Annotated in this window: 22 protein-coding genes; 15 read left to right on the top strand and 7 right to left on the bottom strand. The window is 65.4% G+C overall.

Going from position 1 to position 15,524, the window contains the following annotated elements; genetic code table 11:
• Nucleotides 1–204 precede the first annotated feature (204 nt).
• The 4 genes from ACQR1B_RS16785 to ACQR1B_RS16770 form a co-directional block, all read right to left on the bottom strand.
• A complete protein-coding gene (locus ACQR1B_RS16785) occupies nucleotides 205–447 on the bottom strand; it encodes a hypothetical protein (RefSeq protein WP_284423621.1) in 243 nt (80 codons plus the stop codon).
• 26 nt (nucleotides 448–473) lie between these two features.
• Nucleotides 474–1,232, bottom strand: a complete 759-nt coding sequence (locus ACQR1B_RS16780) for a dienelactone hydrolase family protein (RefSeq protein ID WP_434832614.1) — start codon at nucleotides 1,230–1,232, stop codon at nucleotides 474–476.
• Nucleotides 1,233–1,295: 63 nt separating this feature from the next.
• Nucleotides 1,296–1,658: an iron-sulfur cluster assembly protein gene (locus tag ACQR1B_RS16775; protein WP_284423635.1), complete on the bottom strand. Its 363-nt coding sequence runs from the start codon at nucleotides 1,656–1,658 to the stop codon at nucleotides 1,296–1,298.
• 95 nt (nucleotides 1,659–1,753) lie between these two features.
• Nucleotides 1,754–2,245 carry a tetratricopeptide repeat protein gene (locus ACQR1B_RS16770; RefSeq protein WP_434832613.1) on the bottom strand — a complete coding sequence of 164 codons (492 nt, stop codon included), beginning with the start codon at nucleotides 2,243–2,245 and terminating at the stop codon, nucleotides 1,754–1,756.
• A 274-nt stretch (nucleotides 2,246–2,519) separates the two neighbouring features.
• Between ACQR1B_RS16770 and ACQR1B_RS16765 the strand changes: the two genes are divergently transcribed.
• Genes ACQR1B_RS16765 through ACQR1B_RS16755 form a run of 3 tightly spaced genes read left to right on the top strand, consistent with a single transcriptional unit; the run spans nucleotide 2,520 to nucleotide 3,493 of the window.
• Complete coding sequence (locus ACQR1B_RS16765) at nucleotides 2,520–2,753, top strand: BolA/IbaG family iron-sulfur metabolism protein (protein WP_006609694.1); 234 nt, start codon at nucleotides 2,520–2,522, stop codon at nucleotides 2,751–2,753.
• Between the two features lie 51 nt (nucleotides 2,754–2,804).
• Nucleotides 2,805–3,134, top strand: coding sequence for a Grx4 family monothiol glutaredoxin (gene grxD, locus ACQR1B_RS16760; protein ID WP_434832612.1), 330 nt, complete (start codon nucleotides 2,805–2,807; stop codon nucleotides 3,132–3,134).
• On the top strand, nucleotides 3,131–3,493 hold the full coding sequence (locus tag ACQR1B_RS16755; protein ID WP_434832611.1) for a (2Fe-2S) ferredoxin domain-containing protein: 363 nt from the start codon (nucleotides 3,131–3,133) through the stop codon (nucleotides 3,491–3,493). Before grxD ends, ACQR1B_RS16755 begins: the two co-directional genes overlap by 4 nt.
• Before the next feature lie 20 nt (nucleotides 3,494–3,513).
• Here the strand turns inward: ACQR1B_RS16755 and ACQR1B_RS16750 are convergent, their stop codons facing one another.
• Nucleotides 3,514–3,933 carry an ArsC/Spx/MgsR family protein gene (locus ACQR1B_RS16750; protein WP_434832610.1) on the bottom strand — a complete coding sequence of 140 codons (420 nt, stop codon included), beginning with the start codon at nucleotides 3,931–3,933 and terminating at the stop codon, nucleotides 3,514–3,516.
• Between the two features lies 1 nt (nucleotide 3,934).
• Nucleotides 3,935–4,366, bottom strand: coding sequence for a response regulator transcription factor (locus ACQR1B_RS16745; protein ID WP_284423628.1), 432 nt, complete (start codon nucleotides 4,364–4,366; stop codon nucleotides 3,935–3,937).
• A gap of 410 nt (nucleotides 4,367–4,776) precedes the next feature.
• Between ACQR1B_RS16745 and nifH the strand changes: the two genes are divergently transcribed.
• The 11 genes from nifH to ACQR1B_RS16690 all read left to right on the top strand — a co-directional run bounded on the left by nifH (nucleotide 4,777) and on the right by ACQR1B_RS16690 (nucleotide 13,882).
• Entirely contained in the window at nucleotides 4,777–5,664 is an 888-nt protein-coding gene (nifH, locus tag ACQR1B_RS16740; protein WP_012045780.1) for a nitrogenase iron protein, read from the top strand.
• A gap of 82 nt (nucleotides 5,665–5,746) precedes the next feature.
• Nucleotides 5,747–6,481 (top strand): nitrogen fixation protein NifQ, encoded by a 735-nt coding sequence (locus ACQR1B_RS16735; RefSeq protein ID WP_434832609.1) that lies wholly within the window; start codon nucleotides 5,747–5,749, stop codon nucleotides 6,479–6,481.
• Between the two features lie 17 nt (nucleotides 6,482–6,498).
• Nucleotides 6,499–6,993, top strand: a complete 495-nt coding sequence (gene irrA / locus ACQR1B_RS16730; RefSeq protein ID WP_434832608.1) for an iron response transcriptional regulator IrrA — start codon at nucleotides 6,499–6,501, stop codon at nucleotides 6,991–6,993.
• A gap of 309 nt (nucleotides 6,994–7,302) precedes the next feature.
• Nucleotides 7,303–8,442, top strand: coding sequence for a homocitrate synthase (gene nifV / locus ACQR1B_RS16725; RefSeq protein WP_434832607.1), 1,140 nt, complete (start codon nucleotides 7,303–7,305; stop codon nucleotides 8,440–8,442).
• A gap of 2 nt (nucleotides 8,443–8,444) precedes the next feature.
• A complete protein-coding gene (gene cysE, locus ACQR1B_RS16720) occupies nucleotides 8,445–9,236 on the top strand; it encodes a serine O-acetyltransferase (protein ID WP_434832606.1) in 792 nt (263 codons plus the stop codon).
• Nucleotides 9,233–9,571, top strand: a complete 339-nt coding sequence (gene nifW / locus ACQR1B_RS16715; protein WP_434832605.1) for a nitrogenase stabilizing/protective protein NifW — start codon at nucleotides 9,233–9,235, stop codon at nucleotides 9,569–9,571. The genes cysE and nifW overlap by 4 nt, the downstream gene beginning before the upstream one ends.
• Nucleotides 9,572–9,831: 260 nt before the next feature.
• The gene (locus ACQR1B_RS16710) at nucleotides 9,832–10,677 is read left to right on the top strand and encodes an electron transfer flavoprotein subunit beta/FixA family protein (RefSeq protein WP_434832604.1); all 846 of its coding nucleotides are present in this window, start codon (nucleotides 9,832–9,834) and stop codon (nucleotides 10,675–10,677) included.
• A 61-nt stretch (nucleotides 10,678–10,738) separates the two neighbouring features.
• The gene (locus ACQR1B_RS16705) at nucleotides 10,739–11,845 is read left to right on the top strand and encodes an electron transfer flavoprotein subunit alpha/FixB family protein (protein WP_434832603.1); all 1,107 of its coding nucleotides are present in this window, start codon (nucleotides 10,739–10,741) and stop codon (nucleotides 11,843–11,845) included.
• 22 nt (nucleotides 11,846–11,867) lie between these two features.
• Entirely contained in the window at nucleotides 11,868–13,175 is a 1,308-nt protein-coding gene (locus tag ACQR1B_RS16700; RefSeq protein ID WP_434832602.1) for an FAD-dependent oxidoreductase, read from the top strand.
• A gap of 44 nt (nucleotides 13,176–13,219) precedes the next feature.
• Complete coding sequence (locus ACQR1B_RS16695; protein ID WP_434832601.1) at nucleotides 13,220–13,516, top strand: ferredoxin family protein; 297 nt, start codon at nucleotides 13,220–13,222, stop codon at nucleotides 13,514–13,516.
• A gap of 159 nt (nucleotides 13,517–13,675) precedes the next feature.
• On the top strand, nucleotides 13,676–13,882 hold the full coding sequence (locus ACQR1B_RS16690) for a TOBE domain-containing protein (protein ID WP_434832600.1): 207 nt from the start codon (nucleotides 13,676–13,678) through the stop codon (nucleotides 13,880–13,882).
• A gap of 27 nt (nucleotides 13,883–13,909) precedes the next feature.
• Here ACQR1B_RS16690 and ACQR1B_RS16685 read toward each other — a convergent pair whose 3' ends face one another.
• Entirely contained in the window at nucleotides 13,910–14,473 is a 564-nt protein-coding gene (locus ACQR1B_RS16685) for a DUF2478 domain-containing protein (RefSeq protein WP_434832638.1), read from the bottom strand.
• A 130-nt stretch (nucleotides 14,474–14,603) separates the two neighbouring features.
• Between ACQR1B_RS16685 and modD the strand changes: the two genes are divergently transcribed.
• Nucleotides 14,604–15,470: a ModD protein gene (gene modD / locus ACQR1B_RS16680; protein ID WP_434832599.1), complete on the top strand. Its 867-nt coding sequence runs from the start codon at nucleotides 14,604–14,606 to the stop codon at nucleotides 15,468–15,470.
• Nucleotides 15,471–15,524 lie beyond the last annotated feature (54 nt).

Genomic DNA, 15,524 nt, shown 5'->3' with positions numbered 1-15,524 from the left:
TTCGATGAGCGGGGAGAGGAAACGGAACGATGGCCGCTGGCCTCAAGTCACCGCGCCTCTCCTCGACTCTACCAAAGCGAAGCGTGCCCACCACGGTCTCGCCTGCGACACCAGTCGGAATGGTGGGCACGGCGAGCTACCAGCGGAGCAAATTAATGCACGTCGGCGGCGCCTTTGCCCACCCTACGCACCTACGGGTCCCAATTAATACAACGGCACGCCGAAAAAATTCTCGTCGTCACCGCCCCAGGCGCGGTGCAGGGCCAAGGCGTTCTGCCACTGCGCCATCTCGGTGTCGCTGGCGTTGCGATGAGTGATCCTGCCGTCCGGATTCTCGGCGAGCAGAAACGGCTTGCCGTTGCGGATGAAGCGGTTGAGATCCTTGGTGTCGTTGGGCCGCACGACACAGCGCGGCCGCTCGTCGATCAGGATGGTGGTCGGCAGCATCGCGGCGCTCTCGCTCCATCGGGTTGTCAGTCAGCCGGCGGACCCATGTCGTCGTCGGCTTTCTTCTTCTTTTTCTTGTCGACCTTGGCGAGCGCGTAGGCGCCGGCGTTCTTCAGCGCGATTGGCGGCTGGCCGACGACATATTGCGAGATCCAGGCGAGCGTCCGCTCATGCGCGAGCGCGGCCGCGGCCTCGTCTCGGGTCTCACCGTCGCCGTCGAAATCATGCGCCGCGCCAGGATAGGAGAACGCGCTGACCTCGGGATGGTAGGCGCGGAACATGCTGACCGCGGTGAACGGCACCACCGGGTCGGCCTCGCCGAAATGCAGCAGCGTCGGGACCCTGCGCTTGGCGCCGGCCGCATCGACCACGCCGGTCGCGTAGTAGCTCACCGCGCACGCCAGCCCTGACACGCGGTTGGCCGCGTCATAGGCGAGGCCGCCGCCGGCGCCGAAGCCGACCACGGCGACCTTGCCGCATTCCTTGACGCTGTCGACCGTGGACTGGATCTCGGCGAGCAAGGGCGCCGCCGGATCCTGCACCGCTGCGGCCGGCTCGCCGTCAGCCGCCGCTTCGGTCGTTGTGGGAGCGGAGAGCTCCGGCGCGATCACGACATAGCCGCTGGCTGCGAAGGCATCGGCGACCTTGCGCAGCTTGCCGGCGGCGGCCCCGCCGTCGGGCAGGACGACGATGGCGCCCTTCGGTGTGTCGGCGGGGTCGGCGCGGAAGGCCTGGAACGTGTGTCCGTCGTTGGCGGTCAGCCTGATCATGCTTTCGGTCGGCATGCGATGCTCCTGTCTCTGTTCGATCAGCCCCAGGGTTTGATCAGTCCCAAAGGCGGCCGCGGGTTACAACAAGCCCAGCTCGAGGGCGGTCTCTTCGGACATCCGGGACTTGTCCCACGGCGGCTCGAACACCAGCGTCACCTTCACCGACGTGACGCCGTCGACGGCCTGCACGGCATCCTCGACCATGCGGACGATCTCGCTCGCCACCGGACAGCCGGGCGCCGTCAAGGTCATGTCGATCTCGACCGCACCGCCGCCGGCATGCGCGATCCGGTAGACCAGGCCGAGGTCGTAGACGTTGACCGGAATCTCCGGGTCATAGACCGTCCGCAACGCGGCGATCACGCTTTCGGCGGCGTCCTGCGAGCCGGTCGATACGGCGCTCTGCGCCGGGGAAGGAGGGGGCGCGGCGTGCATGGTCATCATGCGTTGGTTCCTCTCATGGTCCTGGTTCGCACCGGGGGATGATCGATCGGAGTCGTGTCCATATTGCGCTGCGGATCATGCATGGCTGTGCCTCACTCCGAGCCGAGCCCGTCGGCGAGAGCGGCGACGACCGGCCATCCGACCGCGCCGGTCGGATCGAGTCGGCGCAGCGCGGCGAGCATCTCGGCGGCACTGTCAGGATCGTTCTTGCGAAGATGGATGAAGGACAGCGCCTTCAGCGTGTAGAGCGCGAAGCGGCCGGCGCCGTCGGGCAGCGGATCGTGCGGCACCCATTGCCGCCATTCGCAGGACCAGCCGGCCTGACGCGCGGCCTCGGCGAGGCCTTGCTCCGCCACCGCCTTGGCCTCGTCGAGATGGCCCTGATAGGTGTGAATCTTGTAGAGGCAGAAATAGGTCGGCAGCTCGTGCGGAGCCGCCGCCAGCGCCTGGCGGAACAGCCGGTCGGCACGCGCGTGATCGCGCCGGTAGGCCGCCACGCCCTGCTGCAACAGCGCATCGATCTCTTCGGGCAGGTTGCCGAAGTTGATGGTGTCGGGTTCGCTGACGAGTTCGAGCATCTGCATTGACCTCGATCAAATCATTGCAAGACGCGGACCGTTTTTACGCAGACGCAGCAGAAGCCATCGCGGGGGCCAGGCGGGTCAAAGACGGGGCCGATGTTGCATTTTCAACGTCGGCGCGGCGGTGCCCGCGCGCTGATGTCGCAAAGTCGACGTGTCCAGGGTTTGTTTTGGCGCAGACAAGCTGTCGAACGCCGACGCGCCGGCGATTGTGACGTGCAAATGACTGGTTCGGAGCTTGCATGACGCCACCATCAATCCAGCGGGAGTGCATGCGATGGCGATGGCAGCAACTGATATCGAACGTCTGATCAAGGAGGCGTTCCCGGATGCAGTCGTCGTGATCGAGGACCTGGCCGGCGATGGCGACCACTATTCGGCGCGCGTCACCTCACAGGCTTTCGCCGGGAAGAGCCGGGTGCAGCAGCATCAGATGGTCTATTCGGCCCTCAAAGGCCAGATGGGCGGCGTTCTGCATGCGCTGGCACTCGAGACATCATTGCCGAAATGACCGGTGCTCCCGGATCGATCGGTCGCATCCAGGGATGAAAGGATCAAGTCAATGTCGACATCCGAACGCATTCAGAAGCTGATCGACAGCAATGATATCGTTCTCTTCATGAAGGGCGTGCCGGCGGCGCCGCAATGCGGCTTCTCCGCGGCCGTGGCGCAGATCCTGGCCAAGCTCGATGTGCCCTTCGAGGGCGTCAACGTGCTGGCCGATCCCTTCATCCGCGAAGGCATCAAGGAATTCTCGAACTGGCCGACCATTCCGCAGCTCTATGTCAAGGGCGAGTTCGTCGGCGGCTGCGACATCGTGCGCGAGATGTTCCAGGCGGGCGAGCTCGCGACCCTGCTGGCCGACAAGGGCATCAAGGCGCCGGCGTCATGAGCGAGACGGATATCGCGGAGGCGGATGACGATTTCGAGATTCCGCAACTCTACAAATATCACGCCTTCGTCTGCCTGACGCAGCGTCCGCCCAGCCATCCGCGCGGCAGCTGCGGTGCGCTCGGCGTGCAGCCGCTGTGGGACCGGCTGACGAAGACCATCGAAGCACAGCGGCTGACGGACATCGGCGTCACCGCCGCCGGCTGCTTCGGCTTCTGCAGCGCCGGGCCGATGATGGTGGTCTATCCCGACGGCATCTGGTACCGGCCGACCAAGCCGGAGGATATCGACGAGATCGTCGAATCCCATTTCAAGCAGGGCAAGCGCGTCGACCGTCTGGTGATGGTGCTGAAGCGCTAAGACGACAACACCGGAGCCGCTCAGCGCGGCTCCGGGCACGGTGTCGATGGATCGGGGCGTGTGCAGCCCTGAACACCGTCGAGATCATCGTCTCGCTGGAGCAGCGACAGCACGGGCTCGCGGTCGAAGCCGGCACAGCATTGGCCGTCGGCTTCGATCAAGGGCCGGCGGATCAGTAGCGGATCTTCCAGCATCAGATCGATCGCCGCGACAGCTTCGATGGCCTCCGGCTCGATCTCGCCCGACTTGACGCGGGGCGAGGCCGGATTGAACCAGGACCAGACGGGCGTATCCGCGAAATACGCACGCAGCCGCTCGCCGGTCCATGGTTCGGTCAAGAGGTTTCTCGCAACGACCTCATGACCGGCGCGCGTCAGCATCAGCTTCTGACGCGCGTTGGTGCCGCAACCCGGCTTCTCGTAGAAGACGATTGTCGTCACGTCAGAGACCGCCGAGCTGGACCAGTTGCGCCCCGCCGGCGCGGCCGAGAATGGTGTCGACCTTCTTGCGCACCGACTCGATGGTGAGCGGCTTGACGACCGCGCCATGCGCGCCGGCTTTCAGCCCCTCGATCGCGACAGCCTCATCAGTCTTGGCGGTCACGATCAGGATTCGCACGCCCTTGAACTTCGCCAGGATCTCGCGGACCAGGTCGGGTCCCCGCTGCTTCAGGAACGAGACGCCGAGCAGCACCACGTTCGGTGCGAGCCAATCGACGCCCTTCTCGTAGGCTTCCTCTGGTGTGGCGAGCTCGTGTGTCTCGATCTCGTCGTGCAACATGAACTGCAGCGCCGCGCGGGTGATCTCGTCGTCATCGATCACGAACACCCGCCGCTGGTCCACCGCTTTCGCCGTTTCAACTCCGATCTGCATCGCATCCTCCTCAAGTCTCTGCCGCAAGGCTGCGAAGGATGATCTAGCAAATCTCGTTCCGGGCCCTTGAGCCGCTGGAAAGCGGCTTCGTTGTGTCGTTTCGGACAGTGCGGCGCGTCATCGGATCTTGCGAAGCGTTCCGATGTCGGGTTTGCAACACGCCGCGATCGTCTGCGGATCGCTCTTCATCTCCTTCAAAACATGACCATTTTCGTGCCTCGCGGGTGCTGGCACAGCCGTTGCAAAACCGCTTGCCAGGCAATGGTTGAGGGCTGAGTGCACGCCGACGCTTCGGACGAGCGATGCTCTCCTTCCCAACAACCCGTCTGCCGGTTCGGACACATGAGAGGACGCGGTCACGCCACGCGACACGCGGGCGCGACATTGGCAATCGGTTGATGGAGAGCAGAATGGCATCGCTGCGACAAATCGCATTCTACGGCAAAGGCGGCATCGGCAAGTCGACGACGTCGCAAAACACCCTGGCCGCGCTGGCCGAGATGGGTCATCGGATCCTGATCGTCGGCTGCGACCCGAAGGCGGATTCGACCCGCCTGATCCTGCACGCCAAGGCGCAGGACACCATCCTCAGCCTGGCCGCTGCCGCGGGCAGCGTCGAGGACCTCGAGATCGAAGAGGTGATGAAGGTCGGCTATCGCGACATCCGTTGCGTCGAGTCCGGCGGTCCGGAGCCGGGCGTCGGCTGCGCAGGCCGCGGCGTCATCACCTCGATCAACTTCCTGGAAGAGAACGGCGCCTATGAGGACATCGACTACGTGTCCTACGACGTGCTCGGCGACGTGGTCTGCGGCGGCTTCGCGATGCCGATCCGCGAGAACAAGGCGCAGGAGATCTACATCGTGATGTCCGGCGAGATGATGGCGATGTATGCCGCCAACAACATCTCCAAGGGCATTCTGAAATATGCGAACTCCGGCGGCGTGCGCCTCGGCGGCCTGGTCTGCAACGAGCGCCAGACCGACAAGGAGCTGGAGCTGGCGGAAGCTCTCGCCAAGAAGCTCGGCACCCAGCTGATCTACTTCGTGCCGCGCGACAACATCGTGCAGCACGCCGAGCTGCGCCGCATGACCGTGCTCGAATACGCGCCCGAGTCGGTCCAGGCCAACCACTACCGTAACCTGGCGACCAAGATCCACGGCAACGCCGGCAAGGGCATCATCCCGACGCCGATCACGATGGACGAGCTCGAGGACATGCTGATGGAGCACGGCATCATGAAGGCGGTGGACGAGAGCCAGATCGGAAAGACTGCCGCCGAACTCGCCGCAACGGCTTAAGCAGTCTTGGTACCGGCCTTCCTCCCGTCGGAAGGCCGGTACCTCTTCGGACGTCCATCCGCAGGCAGCAGGGGATCGCGCCATGGCAATCGCAATCGTCGATATCTCGCAATCCGCCGCTGCAGGCCTGCAACCGCCGCCGCACGACCGCGCCTTCGAAGACGACAAGCGGAATCATGGTCGCGGGATCTACCGCCTGCTGACGGGTGTCGATCCCGACGACGCGGCGTTCGACGACGATGCCAGCTTCGACCGGCACGTGATCGCGTCGGTCCTGGCCGTGTCGGCCATGGAGCATGGCGCGCTGGCCGAACGCGCGGGCCTTTCCACGGTCGAACTGATTGCGCTGCTGGCGCAGCTGTTTCCCGCCGCGTCGATCGATTCGTCCTGGCTGCCGGTCAACGGGGTCTCGGCGGCGCCCGATGACGACGAGATTGCGATGTTGCGCGATCTGCTCGCGGCGCAGCGCTCCACCGATGGCGACGTCAGCCGCTGGCTCGCGGCCATGGTGGCGCGCCGCGCGATGGAGCCCAATCACCTCTGGGAAGATCTGGGCCTGCGTGAGCGCTCGGAGCTGTCGCGGCTGCTGCTGCGCCACTTCGCGCCGCTGGCGAGCCGCAATACCCGAAACATGCGTTGGAAGCGCTTCTTCTACCGCATGCTGTGCGAGGACGATGGCTTCGTGATGTGCACGACGCCGGTCTGCACCCAGTGCAATGACTTTCAGCTTTGTTTCGGTGAGGAGAGCGGCGAGAGCCGGATGGCCGAGCGGCGCCGCGAGGTCGCGCTGCAGGAGGCGGCCGGCGCCGCGATGTGAGTTCGAGGACTGCCACGATGTTGATGGAAGCTCAGCCCGGATCCCCCTGCAACGCCGATGGTGGGCGGTGCCCTGCCGCGGAGACCTGTGAGGCGGGCGAGACGCTGATGCGCCGGTGCGCGGATGCGCTGCGCGAGGCAGGGCTCCGTCCGACCCAGCAGCGCCAGCAACTGGGCCGCATCCTGTTCGGCAATGGCGATCGTCACATCACGGCCGACGTGCTCTATGCCGAGGCGGTCGCGACCGGCATGAAGATTTCACAGGCCACGATCTACAATACGCTCAATCAGTTCGTGGAGCTCGGACTGTTGAGGCAGATCGGGGTCGATGGCTCCCGGTCGTTCTTCGACACCAACACGACCGTGCATCCGCATTTCTTCTACGAGGACGAAGGCGAACTGGTCGACGTGCCCGGGCATGTCGTTTTCGACCAGCGGCCCGAGCCGCTGCCGGGCTACGCCATGGAGCGGATCGACGTCGTCATCCACCTCCGCCGCAAGCGTCACGCCTGATCGGCCGGCCGCCGCAGCCGCGATGCTGCGCGCACTCCCGCATCCTCCACGTTGGATTTCCGACCCTGTTACGAATCCGACAATCCGAGCGATGGCTGAAAATGACGACTATTCAATTGATTAGCGCCTGGCCGGGCGGTGGCATGGCCGTTGCTGAGTAACCTGCAGGCCGCGATCGAGCGTCATGCTTCTGGCGGCCGTCACAGGTTGCGACGGAGCAAGTGAATGCCTGACGTCTCCGGACAGCGCGGGCCCAGGAATGCCCGAGATGCCCGATCATCCCACGGGAGCATCGTCTCGGGGGGCTCGATGCCCCGGGTCATCCTCAACGACACCACGCTCCGCGACGGCGAGCAGGCGCCGGGCGTCGCCTTCGCGCTCGGAGAAAAGGTCGCGATCGCCCGCGCGCTGGCGCGGGCCGGCGTCCCGGAGATCGAGGCGGGCACGCCGGCGATGGGCGCCGACGAGATCGCCGCCATCCGGGCCATCGTCGAAGCCGGTCTGCCGGCGACCATCATCGGCTGGTGCCGAATGCGCGAGGCGGACGTCGACGCTGCGATCGCCGCCGGCGTGTCGATGGTGAATGTCTCCATCCCGACATCGGACGTCCAGATCGCCGCCAAGCTCGGCGGCGGCCGCAGCGCCGCGCTGGAGCTGCTCAAGCGTGTCGTCGGCTATGCGCGGAGCCGCGGATTGGCCGTCGCCGTCGGCGGCGAGGATTCCTCGCGCGCCGATGTCGGCTTCCTGGCCGAGGTGATCGCGACCGCGAAGGCGCTCGGCGCGCGTCGTTTCCGCGTGGCGGATACCCTGAGCGTGCTCGATCCCGACGCGACGTTCGCGCTCGTCGGTGCGTTGCGCGCGACCACCGACCTGGAGATCGAGTTTCACGGCCATGACGATCTTGGGCTTGCCACCGCCAACACGCTGGCGGCGATCAAGGCCGGGGCGACGCATGCATCGGTCACGGTGATCGGCCTCGGCGAGCGGGCAGGGAACGCGCCGCTGGAGGAGGTGGCTGTCGCCCTGCAGCAGCTGTACCGGCGCGAGACGGGAATCGTGTTGGCCGAGCTGGACCACGTCGCGAACGTCGTCGCCGCTGCGGCCGCGCGCGCCATTCCGCTTAACAAGGCGATCGTCGGCGAGCACGTGTTCACGCATGAATCGGGCATTCACGTCGACGGCCTGCTGAAGGACCAGCGCACCTACCAGGCGCTTGATCCGATGCTGTTCGGCCGCTCTAACCGCATCGTGATCGGCAAGCACTCCGGCCTGTCGGCGATCACCTCGCTGCTGTCGGATCTCTGCCTTCCGGCGAGCGCCGACCAGGCCCAGCGCATTTTGGCGCGCGTGCGCAAGCATGCGGTCGCCCACAAGGGACCTGTGCCGAAGGAGGCGGTCGCCGCCATCTGGCGCGACGTGTGTGATCATCCGCTCGCGAGCTTTGCCTGATCATGAGCGACATCGTGCAGACGCCGATTGCCAAGCCCATCGCCGCCGAGGCGGCCACGCCTTCGCTGCTCCGCCTGATCCGCGAGGACATCGGTTGCGTCCGCTCGCGCGATCCGGCCGCCCGCAGCGAGATCGAGACCCTGCTGACCTATCCCGGCATCCACGCGCTGATCTGGCATCGCTTCGCGCACCGCCTATGGATTCGCGGCTGGCGTTTTCCGGCGCGGCTGCTGTCCTGGCTCGGGCGCTTCCTGTCGAATGTCGACATTCATCCGGGCGCCGAGATCGGCCGCCGCTTCTTCATCGACCATGGCGCCTGCGTCGTGATCGGCGAGACCGCCGAGGTCGGCGACGACGTCACGCTGTATCACGGTGTCACCCTGGGCGGCACCTCGTGGTCGCCGGGCAAGCGGCATCCGACGCTCGACAATGGCGTCGTCGTCGGTGCCGGCGCAAAGATCCTCGGGCCGATCACGATCGGGCCGCGTACCCGCGTCGGGGCCAACTCCGTGGTCATCCAGAGCACGCCGCCGGATGTCACCGTGGTGGGCATCCCGGCCAAGGTGGTGCGGCCGGAGTTCACGCACCGCCGCACCGTCGGACGCATCGATCTCGATCATCATCTGATGCCCGATCCGGTCGGCGAAGCGCTGTCGGTGATGCTCGACCGCATCGACTTCCTGGAAGCGCAGCTCGCGCATATCCGGCAGAAGGTGCGCCAGGGACCGCCGCCTCCAGCGCCGACCAGGGCTTGCGAGGTTGATCCGATTCTGACCCAAGGAGCGAAGCAATGACTGCGGCAACCCCAAATGTTCTGGATCAGCTGAAGCAGACGTCCGCGGCCGAAGAGTTCTTCAAGCTGCTGGACGTCGACTACGATCCCAAGGTGCTCAATGTCTGCCGGCTGCATATCCTCAGGCGGATGGGCCAGTATCTCGTCAGCGAGGACTTTTCGGACGTGTCCAACGAGGATGTCGCAGCCCGCTGCAAGTCGTTCCTGGAACAGGCCTATCAGGACTTCACCGTCTCGACGCCGCTCGATCAGCGCGTCTTCAAGGTGCTGAAGGATGCGGTGGCGCCGCCCAAGCCTGCACCGAAGCCGTTCGTGTCGCTCACGACGCTGAAGTAATACACGAACTGATGATCTTACCTTCAAGCGCCGCCGGCTCCCTCCGGCGGCGCTTCTGCTTTTAAAGGCAACCGCTTTCAAGCTCCTGTCGTATTCCCGACGCGTGGTGCTTGCGACGTGTCGGACGTCTCGCGGGAGTCCTCGGCAACAAATCAGGTTCACGCGCCAAGGCGTTGAAACAGCGTAGATAATAGTTGCGACCGAAACTGGTACGACAATTGCTGTCCTCATCGCAAGGCCCACACACCCGGAGTGATCGCATGCATATCGTCGTCTGCATCAAGCAGGTCCCGGACTCCGCGCAGATCCGTGTTCATCCGGTGACCAACACCATCATGCGCCAGGGTGTGCCGACCATCATCAATCCCTACGACCTGTTCGCGCTCGAGGCTGCGCTGCAGCTGCGCGACAAGTTCGGCGGCGAGGTGACCGTGCTGACCATGGGGCCGCCGTCCGCCGAGGACTCGCTGCGCCGGGCGCTGACCTATGGGGCCGATCGCGCCGTGCTGCTGACGGATCGCTTCTTCGCCGGCGCCGATACGCTGGCGACCACCTACGCGCTGGCGACGGCCATCCGCAAGATCAGCGAGACTTTCGGCGCGCCCGACATCGTGTTCACCGGCAAGCAGACGATCGACGGCGACACCGCGCAGGTCGGTCCGGGGATCGCCAAGCGGCTTGGGCTGCTGCAGCTGACCTATGTAGCGAAGATCAATGAGGTCGATCCGGTCGCGCGCACCATCGAAGCCGAGCGCCGCTCGGAAGGCGGTGTGCAGGTGCTCAAGACCAGGCTGCCGTGCCTGGTCACGATGCTGGAGGCGACCAATGAAATCCGCCGCGGCGCGATGGCCGACGCGCTGCGCGCCGCGCGCGCGCAGATCGTCACCTGGAGTGCGAAGGAAGCGGGCGTCGATGACATCTCGAAATGCGGCCTGAAGGGCTCGCCGACGATCGTGAAGCGCGTGTTTGCGCCGTCGGCGCGAGCGGAGAAGGCGACGTTCGTCGACTTCTCGGCGCGCCCACCGGCGGAGGCTCTGATCGAGGAACTGTTCAAGCGCCAGCCAAAGCTCGAAGCCGAGCTCATCACATCGGCGCACGGCTTCTGACTTCGCCATCTGACATCGGTGTCAGACATCGGGCTTCTTTCGGATCAACGGGACGACGACCATGAGCGAACCCACCAAAGCACCGCCTGCCGCAGCCGGTCGCGCCGCGACCAAAAAGGAGCTGCCGGAGCATTTCAAGGCCTATAAGCACGTCTGGGTGTTCATCGAGCAGGAGCGCGGCCAGGTTCATTCGGTCTCGTGGGAGCTGATGGGCGCGGGACGCAAGCTCGCCGACAAGCTGAAGGTCGATCTTGCGGCCGTCGTCATCGGCCCGCCCGGCGAAGCCGTTCAGCATGCGGCCGCAGAGTCGTTCTGCTACGGCGCCGATCTCGCCTACATCGTCGCCGATGACGTTCTGACCGACTATCGCAACGAGGCCTATACCAAGGCGCTGACCGACGTCGTCAACACCTTCAAGCCGGAGATCCTGCTGCTCGGCGCCACCACGCTCGGCCGCGATCTCGCCGGCTCCGTGGCGACCACCTTGCTCACCGGCTTGACCGCCGACTGCACCGAGCTCGACGTCGATGCCGACGGCTCGTTGGCGGCAACGCGTCCGACCTTCGGCGGCTCTCTGCTGTGCACGATCTACACGTTGAACTACCGGCCGCAGATGGCGACGGTTCGCCCGCGCGTGATGCCGATGCCGGAGCGGGTCGAGAAGCCCGCCACGCGCATCATCGAGCACAGGCTCGGTCTGGTCGAGGAGGACATCGTCACCAAGGTGCTGTCCTTCATTCCGGATCGCGACTCCGCCAAGTCCAATCTCGCTTACGCCGACGTCGTCGTGGCCGGCGGTCTCGGGCTCGGCTCGCCGGAGAATTTTCAGCTCGTCAAGGGTCTCGCGGCGGTGCTCGGCGCCGAGTTCGGCTGCTCGCGGCCGCTGGTGCAGAAGGGCTGGGTCACCTCGGACCGACAGATCGGCCAGACCGGCAAGACCATCCGGCCCAAGCTCTACATCGCCGCCGGCATCTCCGGCGCGATCCAGCATCGGGTGGGCGTCGAGGGTGCAGACCTGATCGTCGCCATCAACACCGACAAGAACGCGCCGATCTTCGAGTTCGCGCATGTCGGCATCGTCACCGACGCGATCCGGCTGCTGCCGGCGCTCACCGAGGCATTCCGCGCACGTCTGTCGCCGCATTCGCGCGACCGCATCGCAAGCTAGGCACCAGAGAGGGAGCAGGGCAATGATCGAGGAACGGTTCGACGCGATCGTCGTGGGCGCCGGCATGGCCGGCAATGCTGCCGCGCTGACCATGGCCAAGCGCGGCATGAAGGTGCTGCAGCTCGAGCGCGGCGAGTATTCCGGCTCGAAGAACGTGCAGGGCGCGATCCTCTACGCCGACATGCTGGAGAAGCTGATCCCGGAGTTCCGCGAGGAGGCGCCGCTGGAGCGGCATCTGGTGGAGCAGCGCTTCTGGATGCTCGACGACAAGTCGCATGTCGGCCTGCACTACAAGTCGGACGACTTCAACGAGGAAAAGCCGAACCGCTACACTATCATCCGCGCCCAGTTCGACAAATGGTTCTCGTCCAAGGTCAAGGAAGCGGGTGCGACCGTGCTGTGCGAGACGACGGTGACCGAGCTGGCGCAGGACGCCTATGGCAAGGTCATCGGCGTCAAGACGGACCGTCGCGATGGTGAGATCCACGCCGACGTCGTCGTGCTGGCCGAGGGCGTCAACGGCCTGCTCGGCACCCGCGCGGGCCTGCGCGAGCGGCCGAAGCCGGAGAACGTCGCGCTTGCGGTCAAGGAGATGCATTTCCTGCCGCGCGAGACGATCGAGGCGCGCTTCAACCTCAAGGGCGACGAAGGCGCCGTCATCGAGGCGGCGGGCACGATCTCCCGCGGCATGACCGGCATGGGCTTCATCTACTCCAACAAGGAGTGTATCTCGCTCGGCATCGGCTGTCTCGTCTCCGACTTCCAGAAGACCGGCGAGACGCCCTACGGCCTGCTCGAGAACTTCAAGAAGCATCCGTCGGTCGCGCCACTCATCGAAGGCTCTGAAGTGAAGGAGTATTCGGCGCATCTGATCCCCGAGGGTGGCTACAACGCGATCCCGGAGCTGTGCGGCGACGGCTGGGTCGTGGTCGGCGATGCCGCCCAGCTCAACAATGCGATCCACCGCGAGGGCTCGAACCTGGCGATGACCTCGGGCCGCATCGCGGCCGAGGCGATCTTCCAGGTGAAGTCGCGCCGCGATCCGATGACCAAGGCGAACCTCCTGCTCTACAAGAAGATGCTGGAGGACTCCTTCGTCATCAAGGATCTGAAGAAGTACAAGGACATGCCGGCGCTGCTGCACAACCAGTCGCAGAACTTCTTCCTGACCTATCCGCAGCTCGTCTCCAAGGCGATGCAGAACTTCGTGCGCGTCGACGGCACGCCGAAGAAGGAGAAGGAGAGCAGCACCCTGCGCTCGTTCGTGAGCGCAAGGTCCTGGACGGGCCTGTTCGGCGATGCGTTCCGCTTTGCGCGGGCGTGGCGCTGAGAGCTGAAGTGAACGAAGCAATTTTGGGCCAAGGGAGATCGGTCATGAGCACGGATGTCGCTGTACGGGTCGAAGACAAGCTGTTCTACAATCGCTATCAGGTCGATCCCGGCCGGGCCCATATCAAGGTCCGTCCGCACACCACGCCGAGCCCGCAGCTGAAGGCGCTGCTGAAGGCGTGTCCGGCGCGGTGCTATGAGCTGAACGATTCGGGCCAGGTCGAGATCACGGTCGACGGCTGTATCGAATGCGGCACCTGCCGCGTGATCGGCGAGCCCAGCGGTGATATCGAATGGAGCTATCCGCGCGGCGGCTACGGCGTGCTGTTCAAGTTCGGCTGATATCCTGCTCCAGACGCTTGGCGGCGTGCCGTCGCACATCAACGGCCGCCGCAGCCGCCTTCATGCTATATCGTTTTTGATATAGGTCATTGAATTGCGGCGACGGCTCTGGTTTCATCCGGGTGCAGCAACAGGGCTGCAACGCATGAGGAGCCGCACGTGAAGCTGAGCGCACGGAACGTTTTGCCGGGAAAAGTCGTCTCTGTCGCCAAGGGCGCGACGACCGCCCATGTCAAGGTCGAGCTGGCGCCGGGACTGACCGTCTTCTCGGCGATCACCAACGAGGCGGTGGAGGAGCTCGGGCTCGCCGTCGGCGACAGCGTCTCGGCCGTGATCAAGTCGTCGGATGTGATGATCGGAAAATAGGACTGCGGCGCCGGGTCGCCGGGCGTGTCAGCCGAACGGCGGGCGGCGCGAACTCAGGTCTAGCCACCAGGCATCCATGGCCGGCCGTGAGGGCGGCAGCAGAGTGCCGAGGTCTCCGGTAAACGTCCGCCAGTCCGCGATGCATTTCTGCGGCACGGCCGTCAGCACCGGAATCCCGGACGTGATCGCCTCAGCCAGCTCGTCGCGCAGCCCGCTTCCGGAGGCTTCCTGCTTGGAGAACTTGTTGATCACGATGAGGTCGGCATGCGCCGCGATGGCGCGATGAACGGCCATGCCGGCTTCGGCAAGGCCCGCCGCATCCAGCTTGCAGGCGGTGGATCCGCTGCCGAGGTCCTGGCAGATCGAGATGGTGTCGCCATTGGTCAGGTCGATGACGTCCATTCCACTCTTCTTGCCGATCTCGTCGCGCGTGTTGCGCTGAACGATGCCGCCGACGCGCACGCCGCGTTGCAGGAGCCCCTGGACAAAGTCGTCCAGCAGGACATCGGCATCATCGCCCGGTCCATAGAGGATGGCGGCGAGACGAGGTGGATCGAGCTCTGCCGGGTCGGGATTATCGTGCGGCGTCATGCGTTGGCCTCGGGTAGCTGCCGTCATCGCGCCCAGTCGTGCGGGCCATGGTGGTCCGGCGATCGAGGGCGGGCGGCGGGCCGTAGATATATCGAGAATATCGCCTTCGGACAAAGAGGAGATGTCGCGCGTGCCGACCACCGCCACCAAGCATGATCTGGAGATTCTGCTCCGCGACGACGTCCCCTATGGCGACCTGACGACAGAGGCGCTCGGAATTGGGACCGAGGCTGGGCAAATGCTATTTACCGCGCGCGACCGGATGGTGTTGGCGCTGTCCGAGGATGCCGCCGCACTGATCGAACTGGCGGGCGCCCGTGTCGAGCTGCTCGCCGGCAGCGGCGCGGTGCTGGAGAAGGGCGCGCCGATCCTGCGGGCGCAGGGCCCTGCCGCCAGTCTGCTGCGCAGCTGGAAGGTGGCGCAAACGCTCATCGAGATCTGGTCCGGCGTCGCCACCGAGGCGGCGGCGATCGTGGAGGCAGCGCGCGCGGTGACACCGGGCATTGCGGTGGCTTGCACGCGCAAGAACGTTCCGGGAGCGAAGCAGTTTGCGGTCGCGGCCGTCAAGGCGGGCGGCGCCGTGATGCACCGGCTCGGCCTGTCCGAGACCATCCTCGTCTTTCCCGAACATCGGGCATTTCTCGGTGACATCCCGCTCGCGGACGTCGTCACGCGGTTGCGCTGCATCGCTCGGGAGAAGCGGCTGGTCATCGAGGTTACGTCCATCGAGCAGGCGCTGGCCGCCGCCGCGGCCGGCTTCGACGTCATCCAGGCCGAAAAGTTTGCTCCGGCCGACATCGCGGCGCTGGTGGATCGGATCAAGACCGTGGCCACGTTGCAGGTCCGGCCCATCATTGCTGCTGCCGGTGGCGTCAACGCCCAGAACGCCGCGGCCTATGCCGCGGCAGGCGCCGATGTGCTGGTCACGTCCGCGCCCTACCTCGCGCGCCCCTGCGACGTGCAGGTGCAGATCGCACGAGCGCAGGGGTCGGGATGAACGTGTGCCCGACGAGTGGGGCTGGCGCGCCGTTCCAATCGCTCCGGGTCCGAC

The sequence above is a fragment of the Bradyrhizobium oligotrophicum genome (genome assembly GCF_051168495.1).
GTDB classification, from domain to species: Bacteria; Pseudomonadota; Alphaproteobacteria; order Rhizobiales; family Xanthobacteraceae; genus Bradyrhizobium; species Bradyrhizobium oligotrophicum_A.
Note: the sequence above shows the minus strand (reverse complement) of the source record. Positions and strands in the feature narration are given on the sequence as shown.